Here is a 20006-nt window from a genome sequence, read left to right as displayed (position 1 = left end):
AAGCCCAGGAAAAATACGTTGTTTCCTGACAGGAAGGGTTACTGTTCGCCTTCGCGTTCCATTGCGGCATGGAATGCGTTTTCAATTTTGTCCCGTGCGGCAATAAATGCTTTGGCACAATCGGGGTCAAATTGGGTTCCAGCACACTTCAAAACTTCTTCAAAACCCTGTTCAGGTGTTTTGATATTCTTTTTATTGTACGGTCGTTTGGTTGTCATTGCATCAAAACTATCTGCAACAGCCAGCAGGCGGGCAAGAAACGGAATCCCTTCTCCCGCAAGACGATCCGGATAGCCAGTGCCATCCCACTTCTCGTGGTGGGAGCGTACGATTGGTCGCACCCCATCCAGGGCGGGAATGGAACGCAGCATTTCTTCGCCTTTCGCTGCGTGCGAGTTCATGATGTCCCGCTCTTCATCGGTCAGGCGACCTTCCTTCCCAAGAATATGGTCGGGGATCCCGATCTTACCAATATCATGCAGTGGCCCGCCGATACGGATCTTTTCAATATCATCTTCGGACAGACTCATCTGTTCGGCAATAATCAGCGAGTAAGTCGTCACCCGTGCGGTGTGCCCACCAGTATACTTGTCCCGCATTTCGATCGAGTTGGCCATCGCCGTAACGGTCTGCAGGAACATGTCTTTCTGCTGACGCATGAATCGCGCGGCTTCAATCCCCGCCGACACGTGGGATGCCAGTGCATCAGCCAGATACAGGTCATCCACGGTGAAGGGGCGTTGCCAGTAGTTGCGGTCGAGGTGGATCACACCCAGGTTGGTGCGGGGTGTTCGCAACAGAACGCTCAGTACAGAGGCCATGGCTCCCTCCACAATACTGCCCGAACCACTGAGTTCTTCATCTTCTTCCACAGTGGTGCACAGAATCGAACGACCTTCCTGATAACACTTCTGGGCAATATGTTTGCTGAACGTGGTGCGGCCCTGAGAGCCTTCGCGATCGCTGGCAACGGACTTCAGAATCAGTTCGTTTCCAGGGCCATCGGCCAGAATGATCGCCCCACGCTGGGCATCCAGCACGGAAACAGCATCATTCAGAACGGTTTTCAGTAGTTCTTCTTCAGTGGCACAGGTGGTAAAGTGGTAACCCGCGCGGAGCAGTGCCATTAACTGGTCACCCGGTCTGGGTGCCCGATTCCGGTCCATCAGCAGGCGTTCGACACCATCCTGCCACGACGAACTGGCTTCCGCTTCGAACAAAATCGATTCCGGAAGTGCCTGAGTGGGTAATTCAATAATTTCGTTTTTGCTGTCTTTGAGCTCCACCACCATGGCAACTTTGCCGAACTGCACAATATCTTTCTGGTGCAATTCCCGCTCGCCACTACCCAGGCGGACACCATTGACAAAGGTGCCGTTAGTGCTCGAAAGATCACGCACCCACCATGTCTGGTTGGATCGCCTGACTTCTGCATGCTGCCTGCTGACGGAATTATCTTCCAGGACAATTTCCAAATTGGATATTCTGCCCGCGCGAAGAAGCGATTCGGAGGTCCATTCTCTCCCTTTCGCTTCCCCGCTGATACCTTTCAATCGGATCATCGGTTACAACTCGTTCATTCCGTCCAGTCGAAACAAGACAATTAACCAGACGTCAGACTACTTCAAGCACGCTTGAGCGGAAACATCAATGTGCCGCCTTTCGAACTTTAACTCAAACTTACGAGCATGCAAATCAGCAGCTTGAGAATTTTCATAATATGCCACAAAATTCTTAAAGTCAGCACATTTTAACATCCAAAATTCGCTATTTTGCTAATTATTTTCATGCATGAGCTGAATTTTCTGTTGATCTAACAATCGCCTGAGTTTCAAAATGCTTGAACAGCTTTCATAACGCTTTCATTTTCACCATCCCAAGTGGGCCAGATAGCTGATATGTCAGGCAATCGCCGAATTGCACTTTTGATGTCATTTGATTGGTTGAACTTCGGGATTCTGAGCTGGATTCCCGCCTTCGCGGGAATGACAGATGTGGTGTATTAAAGTTTGTTGGTTGAGCTTCGGGATTCTGAGCTGGGGGAATGACGGTTGTGGTGTATTAAAGTTTGTTGGTTGAGCTTCGGGATTCTGAGATGGATTCCCGCCTTCGCGGGAATGACGGTTGGTTCAGTAGGCGAAATAATCTTCCACTAGAAACAGGTGATCGAAATCTGCCCGCTTGTCGTCAGGCGATGCGTCAATCCAGCCTGCTTCAACCAGCGCAAACACAACTCTGCCAATATCTTCACTGCGGTGCAATCCCCACCCTTTTAAGATTTCTACGCTGTCTTCACCAAATTCGTGATGAGTGCGTGAACGCAACAAGCGACAGAAGGCTGCGGCACCCAGGTGGGGCGGATTGTCATCCATCCCTGCATTCAAGGTGTGCCAGGAGATCTCTTGCATAACCACGTCGAACAGAGCGAATGCTTCCACATCGATTCCCAGTTCTTCGGCAAGTTCGTCAAACGATTTGGATGGTTCTTTACCTTGCACACGCTGTTCAAAGTCTATTTTGTTTAGCAAATCTGTAATCGCAGCGAGTGCGATGTCACTCAAGGTCGCATTCTGTTCATCGGCGACTTCCTGCAGTCTTTTAGCGATTCGATCATCAAGTTTGATCACGAGTGTCGTAGGCATGGGGAGTCGATCTCTGTGGGATAAATTGGTATGGAGGCTCGATGATGTTGCTCTATACCCACATTGAACCGTGGGCAACTTCCATAGTTACGCCGTGGGCGGAATGGGCCTAAGTTATTATCCGGCAATCGCTTACTTCTTTGCTGCAATCATCGGTTCGGTGATGATATCGTGCACCGTTTTGCCCGATGGGATCATCGGCAGCACATGTTCCTGGTGGGGAACCATGACGTTGAGCACGAATGGTTCTTCCGAGTGGATCATTTCCAGCAGTGCCGCATCCAGATCTTCTTTGGCAATCACCATCTTGGATTTGACGCCAAAGCCTGCGGCAATCGTGTTGAAGTCGGGGTACGGATCAGATTCCATCCCCGCACCCAGGTAGGTGTGACCTCGATTGCCACCGTGGAAGCGATCTTCCCACTGCACCACCATGCCGAGGTGCTGGTTGTTCAGCAGCAGCACCTTGGCAGGAATCTTTTCAACGTGGGCACATGCCAGTTCCTGCACGTTCATCAGGAAGCTGCCATCGCCATCGATATCGATCACAATTTTGTCTGGGTGGGCCACTTTGGCACCCATGGCGGCTGGCAGACCAAAGCCCATCGTGCCCAGACCACCGGAAGTCACCCAGTGGCGGGGCATATTGAACGGAAAGTATTGTGCTGCCCACATCTGGTGCTGGCCCACACCAGTCGTGATGATGGTTTTGTCGTGCAGTTGTTTTTCCCGCAGCAATTCTGCCAGCCGACGGATGGCATATTGTGGCAGGATAGCATCTTCACGGTCGTTAAAACGCAGGGGTTGCTCTTCACGCCAGCCATCAATCGTTCGCATCCAGTCGCCATATCTGCCGCCACCCACCAGATCGGCGTTCTCTTCGCGATCCAGCATCTGGTTCAGGCCTTCAATGGTTTCCCGCAGGTCGCAATTCATCGACACATGGGCCACTTTGTTCTTGTTCAGTTCCGAAGCATCAATGTCAACATGAACGATCCGGCCGTGCTTGGCAAATTCAGACAGTTTGCCGGTGACGCGGTCGTCGAACCGAACCCCGAAAGCCAGCAGCAGATCGGCATCATTGACCGCATAGTTCGAATACACGGTGCCGTGCATTCCCAGCATGTGCAGGCAAAGGTAATGTTCGTGGGGGAAACCACCGAGGCCGTGCAGCGTCAGTGCCACAGGAATGCCGGTTTTTTCGGAAAATTCGCGAATGGCTTCTGCGGAACCAGAATGAATCAGACCGCCCCCACCGTAAATGACGGGTTTCTTGGCACGGCGGATTTCGTTGATGATCTTCTGAAGATCGGCAGGATTCGGCTTCGGGCACACCCGATAGCCAGGCAGGTTCATCGGTGGGTCCCACTCGGGCACAATTTCCCGCAACTGCACGTCTTTGGGGATATCGATCAGCACGGGGCCGGGTCGGCCGGTGGTGGCCAGATAAAACGCTTCTTTCACCACGCGGGTAATATCTTCCGTGCGGTGAACGAGGTACTGGTGCTTGGTGATTGGCCGGCACACTTCCACCATAGGCGTTTCCTGAAACGCATCGGTGCCGATGACCGGCGTCGAAACCTGACCGGTGATCGCAATCATCGGTACGGAATCCATCTTGGCATCAGCCAGCACGGTAACGAAGTTTAACGCACCTGGCCCACTGGTGGCCATGCACAACCCCGGCTTACCAGTGGTGCGGGCGTACCCCTGGGCCATAAAACCGCCACCTTGTTCGTGACGTGGGAGAATGGTGCGAATGCGAGGGGCTACTTTCGTAAGCGATTGGTGCAGGGGCATGCTGGCCCCGCCTGGATAAGCAAACATGGTATCCGCACCGTGACGCAGCAGACATTCCACCAGAATATCGGCTCCGCTCATCAAATTGTTGGTTTCTCCAGCCATCGCTCTACGTCAGCCCTCGTTCAAAATGTTGTGTGCAGTTTCCGGAGAGTGGTTCTGCATCAAAAGTTCAGTATAGGAATCAACTTGGTAAGGTAAAAGAAGAATTTGTGTGTTCGTGAAGTTCAAATGGCAAAAATGAAAGATTTATGAGAAAACACCTGGCGCTTTGGATCAACACACGTTCCGATTGTAAATCGCATCATTCCCGCTCAAGCTGGACTTCAGGGATTTTCAGTCATGGGGAAGAAGTAAAACAGGTCCGATCTTAACACGTACTTCCGCCCAGTTATTAATGTACGTCCTTCGTGCCACATTTCATGTGGGAAAAACAACGCCTCACCCGTCTGAGGTGTAATGGTATACTCTTCGTTACGAACGCCATCCACCATTTCTGAAGAGTAGAACACCGTCTCACCACCGGAAAAACCATCATTGAGATAAAAAAGACACGAAAGCCGACTCCACACCTCTGGGGATTGTTTTACCAAGCCATCTTTGTGGCGTTTGAACCGCTGGCCAGGGTCATAACGATAAAAGCGAAAGTTGTCGTCGATCCCGACTGCAATCCCACCATCCAATTCCGGTGGCACGAAATGTCGACATCGTTCCCAAAGGACTGATGCCAATGTTGGATCTGAAAACTCTGCTCGATCGTTATCCCGAATCCCTGGAATCAGTTTCGGTCCGCTGGCTGTGCGAACAGCTGCTTGTTGAAATCCAATTTCTTCACCACGATCAATCAGATTGCGACATTCATCTGCTGAAAGGATACCGGACACATTAAAGAGATTCTCTGCAAACAAGTTTTTCATGGTGCTCATCTCACATGGATAACAGCGTACCTACGCATCGGTGCGGGCCTGATGAAATTGATATTCCTGTGCAATCTGTTCCAGATACAGAGCAATCGTATCACCATCTGAACAAGGACACTCGATCTCTTTGAAATGATGCAATAATTCCAGCGGTTTGGAATGGATTTTTTGCCAATAAGTTACTTCTCGAACACATTCACGTGTTTTGACGTACTGCAATGTTTGAAAACGCTGGTGCAGTAACAACATAATTTGGTCGCGTTCGATATCTTCTGCTGCCAGCCGCAACAATTCTCTGACAACATATTGGTGATACGTTTCACTTTCACGTTCCAACAGCATCGTCAAGCCCGCTAGACCTTCTAGCTGAAGTTGAAACAACAACTCTGTGATCGCTTCAAACCATAATAGATCCCAGTTGTCTTTTAAATCGGGTGTACCTGCTTTCTTTGCGGAGACAGAAGCTGACCATCGCTCTGGCAATTTTTCGATTTCTTTTCTGGAGAACAACTTTGCAATCCTCTTTGCTGTTTGTTCCGCTTCCTCACGCGGCATGGTGCCCAGTGCCACGGCAACCTGTGCGATTTGATCGTCTAACTTTGCCATATTAAAAACTCATTGATACCGAAATTTGTATCGCATCGTTATTTATTGGATTCAACGTGATATTACCGATCAGTTTCCTGTGATTGTGCTCAATTGTTGAACAAAAACAAGCCAAGTTTCTTAAACCATTCACTGCCAAAAATGCCGATGATGATACCGATGATGCCAAATGCTGTAAACATGACTGGAAATGACCAGATATGGTGAAAACTTCGTATCCTGGCATGTGCGATTTTCGTTGGATGGTAGAGAATTGTTACTTGTTTTCCAGTTGGGAATGGCTGATAGCCAGCTGTTCCATGAGACAGTGTTACGCGGTGTAAATTACCCTCATGGTCTTTATATTCGACAATGGGATAGCTAAAGCAATTTTTGAAACCATCAGCATCCGGAGTTTTGTCAACCTTCAGTTCATGGCCGACCACCACTCCTGCGGCACTGAGGGCGATTTTTAGAAACCTGACGGCATTGATGAACATCACCAGACCAGCCAAAAGAACAATACTACTGCAAACAATGGTCATCTTCAAAGCGAATTCAAACATAGTCTACTCGCAATCTAAACCAAAATCAGTTTGACATTCGGTGTTTCTGGTATTTTTCGATCCAACCGCGGCTAACCGTCGGCTCACAAACCCAACCGACGGTTGGGTTTCAGACGGTTGGGTCTACAACCGTCATTCCCGCGAAGGCGGGAATCCAGTACTAAACACTTGAGTTGGCAACTTAACATCATGTTTTGTGAGCCGCGGTTCGCATGATAGACGTTAAAACACCGATTTTCACATGAAATTGGGTTTAAATTATCTTACCAATTATCTATTTATCCAATTACTATCTTGATTCCAGGATTCTTTCCACAAAGCTATCCCAACCATCGTGGTGCACCAGGCAAGGATGGGTGTGCTGATCTGGACTGCTACGCCCAGGGTGCGTTGCTGAAACAATGTCAGTGGGGTGCTGAGCCAGAAGGTCCACCAGGCGATTGCAAACAGCACACGCCACGTGGGGCGAAGATTTGGCACGTGATACCATAATAGTCCGGCTGGGATAATTGCCAGCGTCCAGGAGTAAATCATCGTGTGGGGGGATGCCCACAATGTTGCGAGCACAATTGTCGCAAACTGGATCGGAAAGTGGTGCGGGAAACGCCGCACCACAAGGAATATCATTGTGGCACCGATCAACAGGCCAACCACGTTGCAAGTGCTTTCCAGATAAGGACTTTTGCCCAACAGCAGTGCCACGAAGCCACGAATACTGTGGACGTTATAATATTCGAATTTGTTATACTGGGCAATCTGGGGAAAATGACGCAGCCAACTCTCTGTTTCGATTCGCAACCAGAAGTAGCTGATGCAACATAACAGAATTGTTATAAAGGCGATGCCGATGCCCACACGGAAGTTCTTCCGCCAGGTGAATAATAGCCAGAAGAAGACCCCAGCCAGCAGTTGGGGTTTATACAACAGCAATCCGAATGCTACCCCAGCCCACGTGGGGAGACTACGACGGTAGCATTGATAACCAAGTGCAAATATAACCAGGCTAAGAAAAGTATTCTGGCCAAATGTCACGGTTGCCAGCACCGGTGCGAAACTCAGCACCCACGGAACACTGGAAGTGGGCATTTCTAACAGCCTGAGAGCAAGCAGCAGGCAGGTAAAACCGATGCCGGTCCAGATCAGCAAAGAGGCCAGATAAGGCAGTCCGCACGTGGTGCGATAGCAAACGGCATAGAATGGGGGATTACGTATTGGATCCAGAAACTGAGGCACTTGAAGCAGTTGCTGCTGTTTTTGGCGAAACTCGGTCAGGTCCGGAAAATCGTACAGTGTGGCGCCATGATTGGTGGCAAGCAGGTGGCCTGCGGTGTAGAATGCTGCGTGGTCGGTGCCGATGACTTGACCATTCGCATCGCGATTGCCATGACCTGCAAAGCAGGTGATCAACCAGACAATCCAGAAAATGGCCGCGATGGCTAAGCCCCACCGCAGGCGGGGCTGGAGGTAACGATCCCAACGCCTGATCATTGCAGCACATCGACCAGCAGGTCACGCGGGACTTGGTCGACCAGAGTCATGTCACCCAATGTTTTCGGCAACATGAAGCGAAACTGACCAGAAAGGTTCTTTTTGTCGCGATACATCACTTCCAGCAACGCTTCCACATCCCAGTGTGAGTGCCTTCTGGTTGGAAGATGAAATTTCTCTAATAATTCCAGTTGCCTGTGTGTCATTGATTGAGGCAAATCCAGCACCCGTTCTGCCAGGCGGGATTCATAAATCATCCCCGCTGCAACGGCTTCTCCGTGCAGCCAACCCTGATAGCCCCCAGCGATTCAAACGCGTGGGCGAATGTGTGGCCATAATTCAGTACCATCCGCAAACCTGTTTCCTCACGTTCATCCTGCTCCACCACGTCTGCCTTGCAGCGACAGGAAACCGCAATCAGGTGTTCGACGGCAGCAGGATCGCGAGCCAGAATCGCATCGATATTCTGTTCCAGCCAGACAAAGAAGGTGGCATCCAGAATGACGCCATATTTCACCACTTCGGCAAGCCCGCTGCAATATTCCCGCTCGGGCAAGTGATCCAGAAACTGGGTGTTAATCCAGACTCCTTTGGGCTGATAGAAGGCACCGACCAGATTTTTTCCTTCCGGCAGGTTAATACCCACTTTGCCGCCGACAGAACTATCCACCATCGATAAGAGCGACGTGGGAACCATTAACAAGGGTAAGCCACGGTTAAACGTGGCAGCAAGAAAGCCTCCCAGGTCGCCAACGACGCCCCCACCAACGGCAATCAGTGGGGTTGCACGGTCCACTCGCAGGCGGGCCAGTTGGGAATAAAGGTCACCAGCAACTGCCAGTGATTTACTGCTTTCACCCGCAGGCACGGTCAGCAGGTGGCTTTCAGGCAGGAAAGGCAGTAATTGTTCTGCCAGTGCTGCGGTGTTGGAATCTGCCAGCACCACGCAACGTGGACGTTTGGGATAGAGGTGGGCATAAAAATTGGCAAAAGTGGCCAGTTCGTGGACAATCGAGATGTTGTACGAACGAGATTCCAGCGAAACGGCAATCGTCTGCATGGTGCAGCACCGACCTGTGATGGGGAAAGAAAAAAGTCGACCACGAGGGCCGACTTCACCAAAACAACGTCAAAAGATTAAGAAAAACTAATCTAACAGGAGGTTCGATTCCCACCCCACCCGTTCCGCGTTGGCACGCAGTTTTTCGAGTGCACGGTTCTGGATCTGACGCACGCGTTCTTTGGAAATCCGCAGTTCGTGGCCGATCTGACGCAGACTCTTGGAGCCCTGGCCGTTCAGCCCGAATCGCATGTCCAGCACCTTGCGTTCGCGAGGACGCAGGTTTTCCATCAAAAAGCTCAGCGCTTCCTGACGTTCGTTGGTCATCTGCGTGGTCATGCTGGTGGTGTCGGGCATCGCTTCAGTTAATTTGAAGTCGCTGTCGTCATCCAGCACGGCATTCAAGGAAACCGGTGTGCGGGTTGCCGTCTGCAGGTGGGTTAAGTGTTCCAGAGAACTACCCGTACGGGAAGCCAGTTCCTGTGGTGTGGGCAGATGCTTGCCACCGTGGGCCAAAGCTTCGCTTTCCTGTTGCAGTAAACCCAGTTCCTGCAAGTGGTGGGGAGACAAGCTCACCAGGTGACTCTGGCGTGCCACTGCAATCTGCAGGGTCTGCCGAATCCACCACGTTGCATAGGTAGCTAACCGTGTGCCATGGCTGACATCGAAACGATCAATTGCCTGCATCAGCCCACAGACTGCTTCCTGAAGCAAGTCGGCGTAGCTCAGTGCGTGGTGGCGGAATCGCTTGGCAACGTGTGCTGCCAGACGAATGTTCGCAGATGCCAGGCGGTGTTTGTAATGCACATAGCGGTCGTGCAGTTTACGCACACCGGGTGCAGACAAATAAGGGCCTTCTTCGCAATATTCCCGAATGAACTGAGCCATTGGCCAGGGTTCATATGGTGGGCGATTCGGTTTCAGTGCCTGAAACTGACGCACCAGGGTTCGCACCAGTTCCTGCTTGCAATCCCAGAACTTAGACAGTAAATCCCGCTCTTCTTCGGGAGTCAACAGATCAGAAGAAAACGTTGTTAGCGATGCATGGTCGCCCGAAGCATCGTTGGTAAGAGAGGATGGCCGCTCCTTCTTTGTTGATTTCATATTCATCCCCGTAATGGACACGCTTGGTAAATCTTCCGTTGCATCAGGGAATTACAACCGTGTGCCAGATGCACCTTCAGTTTGTAAATCAGGTTTACTGGCGGGACGAATCCGTGTCTCACCCTGTTTCCTGGCATTATTTAAAGGTTGTTACAGAATGATTTGCTGACAACGGTTGACTTGGATAAACCCTTCGATAAGGTAGGTTGCAATAGTTTCGTTGCAACTGCTTTAATAATCCGTCTGCCCGACTGCAAAAATTCCCGTAACGATTCCTTTCACTTCCTTGCATGATCGACTGGCTCCGCACCTTGCAAAGCCAACTGCGTCGATTGCTCCCTCGTTCGCTCTATCGAAAAATAGATTGTAACTGATGTTAGCCCCTGTCACAAGTAGATAGTTGTGGAAAAATCAGAAAAGATCCCCTGTTTTCTGTCTCTTTACATCAGAAATCAATTCTGCGTGGGTGGCGTTCCGATTCTTGCGAACGCATCCACCCTAATTTCCCATATCTAGTGAAGTCGGCTTCTCAGCATCCTTATTTTTTCGACATTCCAATGCATCTACTTCACTATACCTGTTGCACCTCGAAACTTTTCAATCAGTCTGGGATGTTAAAACCGATTTTCGATAAAATTGCAATATTTCTAATTGGCAATATAAGAATATTGATGAATCTTCATTAAATTCTAACGTTTTTCAGGCAATTTTCACCGACTTGTCCGATTTCGTAAACTAGGATTAATGGAGTGAGTGTAGGGATGCACTTATTTTTATACCCCCTCCAGACGAGTAGACAGGTGACGCGCTATCGGCCCTCTATTCTATTTGTAGACGACGAACCAGCACTCCGGCAGTTGGCCTTGGCCCTGCTGAAGTCCGACTACGTTGTCCACGTTGCTGCCACAGGCGAGGAAGCCCAGATGGTGGTGGCACGCCACAGCATTGATATTGTCATGACCGACCAGCAACTGCCCGTGATTCAGGGAATCCCTCTGCTGGAGTGGGTGCGAGAGCACTCCCCACGCAGCGTGCGGGTGCTGATGACAGGCCAATACAGCCTTGATGAGGCTGTGGATGCGATCAATAACGGCGTGTGCCAACGCTTTCTGTTCAAACCATGGAAACCAGAGCAACTGGTCAATCTGGTGCGAAACGCCGCACGGACGTTTTTGCTGGAACAAAGCCATGAGAATTTACTCACAGAATTACGTCGGCTGAATCTTGATCTGGAAGAACGGGTGGCAGAACGTACCCGCGAACTGGCCCACACGTTGAATCAATTGGAACAACGCAACAATATGTTGCGAACGATGGCACTGACCGATGCCTTGACGGGATTACCCAACCGCAGAGCGATTGATCGCTTGGCGAAAACGGAATTGCTGCGGCGTGCCCGCACCCCGAAGCCATTCTCATTAATGCTGGTGGATGCAGACCACTTTAAGGATATTAACACCATTTACCTGCACGATGGTGGCGACCACGTGCTGCACTGGCTATCTTCCACATTGGCTTCCGCCGTCCGTGCGATCGATACCGTCGGCAGGGTAGGTGGGGAAGAATTTATGATTGTTGCCCCCGAAACCGACTTTCAGGGTGCCTACGTACTGGCAGAACGAATCCGCGAGACCGTGGAACAATCATCAACGATGTACAAGTCGCACGAAATCCAGATCACTGTCAGTATTGGGGTGGCAGTTGCACCGGAAGATGTTCTCCCGCCTTACGAGCAGATCCGCCACCAGGCAGGTCAGGCTCTCAGCATGGCTAAGAATAACGGACGAAACCGCGTGGAACTGGTTGAAATCCCCATTTTTGCCGGCCCATCCGCCAAGTAACCCAGAGTTAGGCATATCTAGTTGTAGTTCGAGTTAACTGCCCTGGATTCCCGCCTGCGCGGGAATGACGATTCTGGTGGGTTTCGTCTTATTGGATGCACGTCGGGTTTGGATGTAATTCGGCTTTCTGCCCTGGATTCCCGCCACGGAGACTCAGGCACTTTTCTTCGCAAGATTCAGAATGGCACCGGGATCTGCTGTTGGAGTTTCCGCACGCTTTGTGGGGCTACCAGGCTGCTTTTTTGCCAGATTCTCCACCATTTCCACCGTAACCACGAACTTATCTTTGGATTCCCGTTCTGGCAAGTCATACATAACGTCCAGCATCAGGTCTTCGATAATGCTGCGTAAGCCACGGGCACCTGTCTGGCGTGCTTTCGCCAGGCGGGCAATTTCCCGCAGAGCAGCTTCTTCGAATTCCAGCTCGGTATCTTCCAGTTCAAACAACTTCTGATACTGTCGCACCAGTGCGTTGCGTGGCTGGGTAAGAATATTCATTAAAGCATTCTCATCCAGCGGTTCCAACGTGGATATCACCGGCAAACGACCCACGAATTCGGGGATCATGCCAATTTCGGTCAGATCATCGCTGGTGACCTGGCTGAGCAGTTCAATATGGTCTGCTTCGCTGCGGTGGTCGGCATTAAAACCGATCGAACGTTTCCCCACGCGACGCGAAATAACGTCCTCCAGGCCCACAAACGTCCCACCACAGATGAACAGGATATTGGTGGTATCGATCTGAATGTATTGCTGTTCCGGGTGCTTCCGCCCACCCTGAGGTGGAACATTGGCAATGGTGCCTTCCAGCATCTTCAACAGCGACTGTTGCACCCCTTCGCCGGAAACATCCCGCGTAATGCTGACGTTGTTGGAAGTTTTGGAAACCTTGTCGATTTCATCGATGTAAATGATCCCACGCTGGGCCGATTCGATATCGAAGTCGGCGGCATGGAGCAGTTTCAGGAGCAGGTTTTCGACATCCTCCCCCACATAACCCGCTTCGGTCAGTGTGGTGGCATCGCCAATTGCAAATGGCACGTCAAGAATCTTGGCCAGTGTGCGAGCCAGCAGCGTTTTTCCACTGCCAGTGGGACCGATCATCAGAATGTTGCTTTTGTCCACTTCGACATCGGAACCGGCCATACTTGCAAGGCTCAGTCGCTTGTAGTGGTTGTGCACTGCCACCGACAGCACCTTTTTGGCGTGCTGCTGACCCACGATATATTCATCAAGTTTTTCTTTGATGGAACGTGGGGAAACGATTGGCTGGCTGCTTTGCTTAGGCGACTTGCGACGTTTTTTTTCCTGATCAATGATTGATGAGCACAGTTCAATGCACTCGCCGCAGATGTACACATCGCCCGGACCTTCAACCAGTGGGCCCACATCCCGATGACTTTTGCGACAAAATGAACATGCTGCTGCGCTTCTTCCGCGTCCCGCAGAGGAAGAAACTTTTTTGTTATTCGTATCTCCGCCGTTCGTTCCAGACATAAACAATCCCTGATCTGTGAACCGCTCCCGGTTCATTCGCTGAAGTGATTCTACGTATCGATGGAAGTTCTGCCGATCATCAGCCCGACTTTCCAGCTATATCAGAAACACTTACAACCTGTTGCAAACTCGTTTGAGGTCTATCAACTTGACAGCCCCGGGGGTACATCATCCGGATTATCCTGCGAAGACTTGTTGTCACTGGTGGCTGAAGGTAACGCATCTGCTGTTGCCGTTGCTTTTTTGCCCAGCTTCTGGATGATGCGATCATACTCCTGACGAGTAATCTCACCTTCTTCCAGCATTTCCCGATAGGTGGTCAGCAGCGAAGTGGGCTCTTCTTCTGCCTGCAATTCCCGTTTCCGCCAGCGATCCACTCGCTGGATGACCAAGGCACCTAACAGCAACACCACAACGGTCACGCCCGACCACAGTACCAGACGTTCTTCCTTGGTTAAGGCGAAAATCGGTACATACAGTAAAAACAGCATTCTCAGGCTACCCATGCCCGAACATACAAAATGCGTTTCAGCCAACTTCCGTATTCGCTATGCATTCCGTATCTTCGTACAAAACGAATTATAGCGCACCAACAGTCCGACTGCATCAAGAAGTTTTGATTACATGCAATCCTTGGAACAATTGTAGATCGCACATACCAAAGACTCCCCGCTCTTTCGCCAGACCAACAAGGCTACCTAATCGATCCAGCCAGCGTATGCAGATAAACTTCCCTGAGCGGAATCTGGTGCATTTGTGCAATTCTTACACAATCTTCGTACTCTGGCGAGAGAATTTTTACACCATTTTGCCAACCCACCTTTGCTTTTATGGGGCCATAGGGCGTTTCGACAGTGCAGATTTCCCGCTGCAGGGTGGTACGCAGGCACTCGTACCGACGAATTCCGAACGTTCCAGTTTCTTCAAAAATTATTTTTTCCAGTGCCAGCCGCACCCCTTCCGGTGCAATCACCCCCAACAGCGTGCCTGGTCGACCTTTCTTCATCTGCAGTGGCTGGGTGTAAACGTCCAGTGCACCAGATTCCAACAATCTTATTATTGTATAACCAATCCATTCTGCGGGCACATCGTCCAGATTGGTTTCCATTACCCAGACACGATCGGTAGAACTGGATGCGGTTTCACCCAAAAATAGCCTCAAAATGTTCGGTTGTTCCCAAAAATCGCGTGATCCTGCCCCACAGCCGATCTGCTGAATGGTCATCGGTGGCTGATCGGTGAATTCGTGCACACATCTTTTCAGAATTGCCGCACCGGTGGGGGTAACTAATTCACCTTTGACCACCGCAGCCGCTAAAGGCACCCCTTTCAGCAGGTGGGAGACCGCAGGTGCCGGTACAGGCATAATTCCGTGATCGCACTTCACCGTTCCAGAACCTGGCGGGACCGAGCGACAGGTAATCCGGCCCACCTGCAATGTATCAATCGCCAGTGCGGCACAGGCAATGTCTGCGATACTGTCCAGTGCCCCCACTTCATGAAAATGAACTTTTTCTAATGGTATGCCGTGGGAAAGTGCTTCCGCTTCACCGAGCACATGGAAAATGCCCAGCGCCAACTCCAGTTGGCTGGGCGTCAGGCTGCTGGCACGCAGAATCTGAGTGATTTCCGGTAAAAAACGGTGCCTCGTTTGATCTTCCGCCTTGATGGTGGCTTTGGTCGCCTGAATGCCGTTCCGTTTGACCTTTTCCACCTCTAATTGGATGGGCAGCCCAAACGATTGCAGTAACTGGTGAAACAACTGGGGATCCAGCCCGAGATCGAGCATTGCCCCCAGGTTCATATCACCACTAATGCCACTGAAACAATCAAAATGAAGTGCACGCACCGAATTACCTGGGAAATATTACGGATTTTTAAAAAGTAACACTGAAGAGCTATTATACGCCACCGTGGGGATCTGGCAGCACAATCAAATAGAATGACATTGGGAGATACCAGCAGATTCATTGCTCATGAGAAGATGAGAATTAGTTCAGAAACAGGATCCGGCCAGCGGAGTAAAAAGTGGAACTTGGGCGTTACTGGATTCGAACCAGTGACTTCCACCGTGTGAGGATGGCACTCTAGCCGCTGAGTTAAACGCCCTGAATAAGAGAACTTAATCTACTTGGAAAATGACAAGCCGTCTAGGTTGATCAAGTGAATTCTTGCGAAAGATAGGCCGGATTAGTTGGCACCATCATCGAAGCGTGGGGCCTGAGAGGTCACGCGTTGTGGTGGGCGAACTGTTTCAGGCTGTTGATTGACTGTGTTGGTATTGTTGTTGCCCATGGCACTTTCCATCTGATCTTCAATCCCACTCATGCCGCGTTTGAAATCGGTGACCGATTTCCCAAGCGAGCGGGCAATTCCAGGCAGATTACGACCGAACAACAGCACACCCAGTACCAGAATCACCAGGATTTCCGTGGTACCCAGACCAAACATCGCAAACATCGGTTTCATTGAGAACATGCTTTTTCCCTCCTCAGGGAGTGTTAATGCGGAGGTGCCAACCAAATACAAGTTTGAGGAGGTTGAAGGTAACCTCGGTGGTAAGCTTTCACCACCCACAGTGTTAATATACCCGATTGGGGATAAATTTGGCAAGAATTTTTCCCCACGCGGGTAAATTTCTACAAAATTGATAATCAGTATGATTCAGAAGCTGCCTGACTAACCAAATTCATGTATTTTCTGAAAAGTTACCAGTGAAATTTTTGCTCCCGTCTGACCGAATCAAGTTGGTTCCGTTACTCATCTTTGACAGAACCTAAATTGTCTTCTACCCTTAAGGGACTATTTTTTGTTCCCACGTGGACTCGTTATGCAAACCCATGCCCTGGTGAACGATCGCAAGCCATTATTCGAACCAATCGCTTCAACGATGGCGTTCGTACCGGCTTGTTCTCTCATTGTTCTCTCATTTTTGCATCCCCACGCCATTGTGGTGCTTGCGGGTATCGCGGGCGTTCTCATGGGCATCGCTGGTGCCATCTTCGTTGCCTCTCGCTACCGTCGAATCTCGTCGTGGATCTATCTGGGCGTATTCGCAATTGCCTACTTCACCTGCTGGTACTTTCAGCCCAGCGGTGCGGCAAAATGGGTGCACCTGGTGCAGGCAATCCTGCTGATCATTCCCTTCATCCTGATCCTCGATCGGGAGTTTACCAGTCGAAACGGTGCCGCACGCAAGGCCAAGTTCCTTTTATGGGAACTTTCTCAGAAAACCGATTGGCCCAAACAATTGACTGATATTGTGCATCTTCCCGAAGCAACCCTGTTGCGACAATACCTCCGGCGTGACCCACTGCCTGGTATTAATGCATTGATTCATGTGGATTTGCCTTTGCAGGTGCTGATTCTATTGGCATTGGAAGACCACCCATCAATTGAAAAAGCGGGTGTCGATCGACTGATTCTGCATGTGAATTCCAGCACCAGCCCGGAAGTGAAAGCGGCGGGGATGAATGCTCTTGCCCGTGTGCACAAAACACGACATCTTCAGGCGATCCTGCCATTTTTGCGGGATCAATCGAAATTGGTGCGGCGGGCCGCCTTACAGGCACTGATGTTGCAAGCGGATCAGCGTTGGACGGTGATCCGGGGTGGCATCCGCGACCATTTTGGCTTCCCACGGGCGGAACGGGATGGCCACCTGCCCTATTCCGAAAAACTACCCCCGGAAGCCACCGAAGACCTGATTCTCTGGATGCGTGAAGGTGGGATCATTGAAAAGCGGGCCACCAAATCGTTCATTCGCCACTGCGATAAGATTCTGCAGGAAGACACGTCCATGGCCATCGAACGGGTGGTAGGGTATCTGCTGAATCCTAAAATTCCCACGCCGATTCGTGTGGAACTGGCCCACAAGCTGAAGAAACTGGACTGGTTCCCGATTGAACTTGCATCGAAATTCATTGGCAAAGACCAGCCCACCATGCTGCGATTGATTGCCGCAGAAACGCTGCTGGCCCACAAAGAAGACCCACGGGCAATTGCCATTCTGGAAGAAGCGGCAGTTCAGCCCAACCGCGAAATCCAGATGGCTGCTGCGGTGATGGTGCAGAAATACTGCTGTATCGATCTTGGCCTGCCAGTAACGGGTGTGGTGCCCGACCCGAACACCCACGAAGCAACGAAAATCTTCCGAGAACTGCATCGGTGGTCAACCGAACTTGCCGCCTCCCGCAAGAAGAAACAGTCTGAAGTGGTGCCCATCGCCAAACCACTGAACACCCACCAGGAACTCCCTTCCCACACCGCGTTTGCAGAAAGTGTGGATTAGAGCAATTTTTGAACGTCTTTCCAGAAATTAATCTAGGCTGAGTTGACGGGGTCCATTCTTTTGCATTGAAACAGGCATCTTTGGTTCTTCATCGCCGAGATTTCGGTGCCCAATTATTGCTGTAGGCACTTCGTGCCTGAAGCAATACCTCCAGTGTTCGCACGTTTAAGTTTTCTTGCATCACAAATCATCCTGGTTCGTAATAGGAGGAGTTCTTTAATTCTTTGCTCTCGATTCTCTAAATCTGTTGCGAAAGCTGTACCATGGGCCAGATCACTACATCCACGCCAGTTGAAAAATGCAGCAATGGTGGGCCGTTCAGCGAGAAACCGTGTGGTGCGACCAGTTTCGTTGCTTCCAATTCACCGGTTGCCTGCTGGAGAGGCCACGGCACGTGGTGGACATCCGCACGTAATAATTTCCCACTGGGTGTTTTCGTGTAGAGACAGTAACGTTCTGTCAGAAAAGCTTCCAGCGAACCCGGGGCGGCCTCGAACACAGCCGACGTGGGTGCGTATTCTGCCCGGAACGATATTGCAGGATTGTCCGGACGTTGGGAACTGAACTGATACCGAGTTGGTTGCCTCTCGAAGGCTATCTTGGCAAAGAAGTAAGGCAGGTGAAAAAAGCGTTTCGCTGCCCACACAGCCACACGATTTGCCGCATCCAGACTGAGAAACCAGACACCCGGCTTGCCGTCCCGCTCGACATAAAGCCGCAGGTTCAGTTCTGGAAAGGCGGACAGCCAGGGAAGATTCGGCAGAAATCGTCGCATTACCCCGGACATGCGAAACGGCACCACGCCGACCCACGAGCTGCCATCGAATTCCTGAACTTTCAGTTCCGGTGGAACCAGTGGCTGCAGAGTGGCTGCAGGCACCCGCCAGTGGGCAAAAAGAAGATCCTTCCAGCTCTGCCGCCAGGTCCAACGGCCTTCTGGAACTGGCCAGCTTCGATGGTCGGTGCGTGAAAATGCAATATGCATCGTTCGTTTCAAACCGGGTAACAGCTAATGAAATCTTTGTTAATCTACTGAGAAGCAAATTTGAGACCGATCACCCCGCCGACGATCAACAACAGGCAAACAATTCGCCAGACTGTCAGTGGTTCCGCAAACAGGATGATTCCCAAAATGGCAGTACCAACAGCACCCACACCAGTCCAGATGGCGTAACCAGTTCCTACCGGAATGGTTCGCACCGCCCGAGCAAGCAGTCCCAGACTAATGATCATTGCTGCAATTGTCAGCACGCTGGGCCAGAATCTGGTAAAACCCTGGCTATATTTTAAGCCGATTGCCCAGCCAATTTCAAAAAGTGCTGCTGTAAAAAGATATCCCCAAGCCATAACGCACCTCTCGCGTTAGTGGAAGGGTCGTCCCTACCGAAGATTAGAACTGTCGAGTCGTCCCGACATGGGCAGGCAACCCCACGTTAACAGTGGGGGCGTTTACAATTGACGAACCTTAAGCAGTCAGACCGGCGGGCAGGTTTTTCTTTGCCAGCTCCACCAGTTGATCGAATGCTTCGGGGTGGTGAATAGCCACTTCCGACAGCGATTTGCGGTCCAACTGACAGTGGGCATTGATCAGGCCGGCAATGAAGGCGCTGTAACGAATGCCCCGCATGCGACAGGCGGCGTTGATCCGCACAATCCACAATCGGCGGAATGTCCGTTTGCGGACGCGGCGGTCGCGAAATGCGTACTTCCGGCCACGAATCAGGGTGACCAGTGCCTGTTTGTACAAATTATGCCGACTGAGACGAAAGCCTTTGGTCAGCTTTCTGGTACGTGCTCTTTTTCTTAAAACCGTTTTTCCACTGCGTGCTCGCATGGCAGATATCTCCCAAAAAGTAAATAATTAAATAATCGTCAGAAGGTTAAAATTACAGCCCACCCATCATGGTGATGTACTTTTTCGCCGTGGGGCCCGAGGTAATCCCGGGTCGGCGTGCCTGACGCTTACTCTTTGAAGTCCGACCGGCCAATAAGTGCCGACGCTTCGTGTGGGAGTATTTCAGCTTGCCCGTCGCGGTGATTTTGAACCGCTTTTTCATGCTGCGGTTCGTTTTGTTGTGCTTTGCCATCCCAATGCCCTTCCTGAAGTACAGTGCAACATTTCCAGATCATCGCCCCACAAGTGGGTACAGACCCGAAAACTGCCAGCCATTCGCGCCAAATTGATGGTTGAGGGCTAACTCATACGACCATC

At 50.9% G+C, this 20006-nt stretch carries 20 protein-coding genes and 1 tRNA gene; 2 read left to right on the top strand and 19 right to left on the bottom strand.

The genetic code is table 11. The features are described from left to right. Positions 1 to 38: 38 nt before the first annotated feature. From R3B84_22725 to R3B84_22680, 10 genes are all read right to left on the bottom strand, one after another. Positions 39 to 1562 (bottom strand): HD domain-containing phosphohydrolase, encoded by a 1524-nt coding sequence (locus tag R3B84_22725; protein ID MEZ6143392.1) that lies wholly within the window; start codon positions 1560 to 1562, stop codon positions 39 to 41. A gap of 567 nt (positions 1563 to 2129) precedes the next feature. Beyond that, positions 2130 to 2642 (bottom strand): hypothetical protein, encoded by a 513-nt coding sequence (locus R3B84_22720; protein MEZ6143391.1) that lies wholly within the window; start codon positions 2640 to 2642, stop codon positions 2130 to 2132. 132 nt (positions 2643 to 2774) lie between these two features. Continuing rightward, positions 2775 to 4523 (bottom strand): biosynthetic-type acetolactate synthase large subunit, encoded by a 1749-nt coding sequence (gene ilvB / locus R3B84_22715; GenBank protein ID MEZ6143390.1) that lies wholly within the window; start codon positions 4521 to 4523, stop codon positions 2775 to 2777. A gap of 245 nt (positions 4524 to 4768) precedes the next feature. Beyond that, entirely contained in the window at positions 4769 to 5359 is a 591-nt protein-coding gene (locus R3B84_22710; GenBank protein MEZ6143389.1) for a 2OG-Fe(II) oxygenase, read from the bottom strand. 30 nt (positions 5360 to 5389) lie between these two features. Then, complete coding sequence (locus R3B84_22705; GenBank protein MEZ6143388.1) at positions 5390 to 5968, bottom strand: hypothetical protein; 579 nt, start codon at positions 5966 to 5968, stop codon at positions 5390 to 5392. Between the two features lie 89 nt (positions 5969 to 6057). Beyond that, a complete protein-coding gene (locus R3B84_22700; GenBank protein MEZ6143387.1) occupies positions 6058 to 6513 on the bottom strand; it encodes a DUF3592 domain-containing protein in 456 nt (151 codons plus the stop codon). Positions 6514 to 6783: 270 nt separating this feature from the next. Next, positions 6784 to 8001: a glycosyltransferase family 87 protein gene (locus R3B84_22695; protein MEZ6143386.1), complete on the bottom strand. Its 1218-nt coding sequence runs from the start codon at positions 7999 to 8001 to the stop codon at positions 6784 to 6786. Then, positions 7998 to 8258, bottom strand: a complete 261-nt coding sequence (locus R3B84_22690) for a hypothetical protein (GenBank protein ID MEZ6143385.1) — start codon at positions 8256 to 8258, stop codon at positions 7998 to 8000. The genes R3B84_22695 and R3B84_22690 overlap by 4 nt, the downstream gene beginning before the upstream one ends. Beyond that, positions 8255 to 9061 (bottom strand): 3-dehydroquinate synthase family protein, encoded by an 807-nt coding sequence (locus R3B84_22685; GenBank protein ID MEZ6143384.1) that lies wholly within the window; start codon positions 9059 to 9061, stop codon positions 8255 to 8257. Before R3B84_22685 ends, R3B84_22690 begins: the two co-directional genes overlap by 4 nt. 87 nt (positions 9062 to 9148) lie before the next feature. Then, the gene (locus R3B84_22680) at positions 9149 to 10165 is read right to left on the bottom strand and encodes an RNA polymerase sigma factor RpoD/SigA (protein ID MEZ6143383.1); all 1017 of its coding nucleotides are present in this window, start codon (positions 10163 to 10165) and stop codon (positions 9149 to 9151) included. A gap of 800 nt (positions 10166 to 10965) precedes the next feature. Here R3B84_22680 and R3B84_22675 point away from each other — a divergent pair. Then, the gene (locus R3B84_22675; GenBank protein MEZ6143382.1) at positions 10966 to 12006 is read left to right on the top strand and encodes a diguanylate cyclase; all 1041 of its coding nucleotides are present in this window, start codon (positions 10966 to 10968) and stop codon (positions 12004 to 12006) included. Between the two features lie 153 nt (positions 12007 to 12159). Here R3B84_22675 and clpX read toward each other — a convergent pair whose 3' ends face one another. The 5 genes from clpX to R3B84_22650 all read right to left on the bottom strand — a co-directional run bounded on the left by clpX (position 12160) and on the right by R3B84_22650 (position 15981). Next, positions 12160 to 13503, bottom strand: coding sequence for an ATP-dependent Clp protease ATP-binding subunit ClpX (clpX, locus tag R3B84_22670; GenBank protein MEZ6143381.1), 1344 nt, complete (start codon positions 13501 to 13503; stop codon positions 12160 to 12162). Between the two features lie 143 nt (positions 13504 to 13646). After that, entirely contained in the window at positions 13647 to 13994 is a 348-nt protein-coding gene (locus tag R3B84_22665) for a hypothetical protein (protein ID MEZ6143380.1), read from the bottom strand. Between the two features lie 203 nt (positions 13995 to 14197). Beyond that, positions 14198 to 15352: a nickel pincer cofactor biosynthesis protein LarC gene (larC, locus tag R3B84_22660; protein MEZ6143379.1), complete on the bottom strand. Its 1155-nt coding sequence runs from the start codon at positions 15350 to 15352 to the stop codon at positions 14198 to 14200. 187 nt (positions 15353 to 15539) lie between these two features. Further along, positions 15540 to 15612, bottom strand: a tRNA-Val gene (locus tag R3B84_22655). Between the two features lie 81 nt (positions 15613 to 15693). Beyond that, a complete protein-coding gene (locus R3B84_22650; GenBank protein ID MEZ6143378.1) occupies positions 15694 to 15981 on the bottom strand; it encodes a twin-arginine translocase TatA/TatE family subunit in 288 nt (95 codons plus the stop codon). A gap of 352 nt (positions 15982 to 16333) precedes the next feature. On the opposite strand from R3B84_22650, the gene R3B84_22645 reads away from it, so the two are divergent. Then, a complete protein-coding gene (locus tag R3B84_22645) occupies positions 16334 to 17794 on the top strand; it encodes a HEAT repeat domain-containing protein (GenBank protein MEZ6143377.1) in 1461 nt (486 codons plus the stop codon). Between the two features lie 238 nt (positions 17795 to 18032). On the opposite strand, the gene R3B84_22640 is transcribed toward R3B84_22645, so the two are convergent. The 4 genes from R3B84_22640 to rpmI form a co-directional block, all read right to left on the bottom strand. After that, positions 18033 to 18779 carry a DUF2071 domain-containing protein gene (locus R3B84_22640; protein ID MEZ6143376.1) on the bottom strand — a complete coding sequence of 249 codons (747 nt, stop codon included), beginning with the start codon at positions 18777 to 18779 and terminating at the stop codon, positions 18033 to 18035. 44 nt (positions 18780 to 18823) lie between these two features. Further along, positions 18824 to 19141 carry a quaternary ammonium compound efflux SMR transporter SugE gene (sugE, locus tag R3B84_22635; GenBank protein ID MEZ6143375.1) on the bottom strand — a complete coding sequence of 106 codons (318 nt, stop codon included), beginning with the start codon at positions 19139 to 19141 and terminating at the stop codon, positions 18824 to 18826. Positions 19142 to 19259: 118 nt separating this feature from the next. Further along, complete coding sequence (rplT, locus tag R3B84_22630; GenBank protein ID MEZ6143374.1) at positions 19260 to 19628, bottom strand: 50S ribosomal protein L20; 369 nt, start codon at positions 19626 to 19628, stop codon at positions 19260 to 19262. Positions 19629 to 19680: 52 nt separating this feature from the next. Next, positions 19681 to 19881 (bottom strand): 50S ribosomal protein L35, encoded by a 201-nt coding sequence (gene rpmI / locus R3B84_22625; protein ID MEZ6143373.1) that lies wholly within the window; start codon positions 19879 to 19881, stop codon positions 19681 to 19683. Between the last annotated feature and the right edge of the window lie 125 nt (positions 19882 to 20006).

The organism is Zavarzinella sp., assembly GCA_041399155.1.
Lineage (GTDB): Bacteria > Planctomycetota > Planctomycetia > Gemmatales > Gemmataceae > JAWKTI01.
This window is presented reverse-complemented; position numbering and strand designations above follow the sequence as displayed.

Bases quoted from the DNA above. Each gene is read 5' to 3' on its own strand.
- R3B84_22645 (MEZ6143377.1), top strand. From the start codon at position 16,334: ATGCAAACCCATGCCCTGGTGAACGATCGCAAGCCATTATTCGAACCA.
- R3B84_22650 (MEZ6143378.1), bottom strand. From the start codon at position 15,981: ATGTTCTCAATGAAACCGATGTTTGCGATGTTTGGTCTGGGTACCACG.
- R3B84_22725 (MEZ6143392.1), bottom strand. From the start codon at position 1,562: ATGATCCGATTGAAAGGTATCAGCGGGGAAGCGAAAGGGAGAGAATGG.
- R3B84_22720 (MEZ6143391.1), bottom strand. From the start codon at position 2,642: ATGCCTACGACACTCGTGATCAAACTTGATGATCGAATCGCTAAAAGA.
- R3B84_22640 (MEZ6143376.1), bottom strand. From the start codon at position 18,779: ATGCATATTGCATTTTCACGCACCGACCATCGAAGCTGGCCAGTTCCA.
- clpX (MEZ6143381.1), bottom strand. From the start codon at position 13,503: ATGTCTGGAACGAACGGCGGAGATACGAATAACAAAAAAGTTTCTTCC.
- rpmI (MEZ6143373.1), bottom strand. From the start codon at position 19,881: ATGGCAAAGCACAACAAAACGAACCGCAGCATGAAAAAGCGGTTCAAA.
- R3B84_22665 (MEZ6143380.1), bottom strand. From the start codon at position 13,994: ATGCTGTTTTTACTGTATGTACCGATTTTCGCCTTAACCAAGGAAGAA.
- R3B84_22705 (MEZ6143388.1), bottom strand. From the start codon at position 5,968: ATGGCAAAGTTAGACGATCAAATCGCACAGGTTGCCGTGGCACTGGGC.
- R3B84_22700 (MEZ6143387.1), bottom strand. From the start codon at position 6,513: ATGTTTGAATTCGCTTTGAAGATGACCATTGTTTGCAGTAGTATTGTT.
- R3B84_22710 (MEZ6143389.1), bottom strand. From the start codon at position 5,359: ATGAAAAACTTGTTTGCAGAGAATCTCTTTAATGTGTCCGGTATCCTT.
- R3B84_22680 (MEZ6143383.1), bottom strand. From the start codon at position 10,165: ATGAAATCAACAAAGAAGGAGCGGCCATCCTCTCTTACCAACGATGCT.
- sugE (MEZ6143375.1), bottom strand. From the start codon at position 19,141: ATGGCTTGGGGATATCTTTTTACAGCAGCACTTTTTGAAATTGGCTGG.
- R3B84_22695 (MEZ6143386.1), bottom strand. From the start codon at position 8,001: ATGATCAGGCGTTGGGATCGTTACCTCCAGCCCCGCCTGCGGTGGGGC.
- rplT (MEZ6143374.1), bottom strand. From the start codon at position 19,628: ATGCGAGCACGCAGTGGAAAAACGGTTTTAAGAAAAAGAGCACGTACC.
- R3B84_22690 (MEZ6143385.1), bottom strand. From the start codon at position 8,258: ATGATTTATGAATCCCGCCTGGCAGAACGGGTGCTGGATTTGCCTCAA.
- R3B84_22685 (MEZ6143384.1), bottom strand. From the start codon at position 9,061: ATGCAGACGATTGCCGTTTCGCTGGAATCTCGTTCGTACAACATCTCG.
- ilvB (MEZ6143390.1), bottom strand. From the start codon at position 4,523: ATGAGCGGAGCCGATATTCTGGTGGAATGTCTGCTGCGTCACGGTGCG.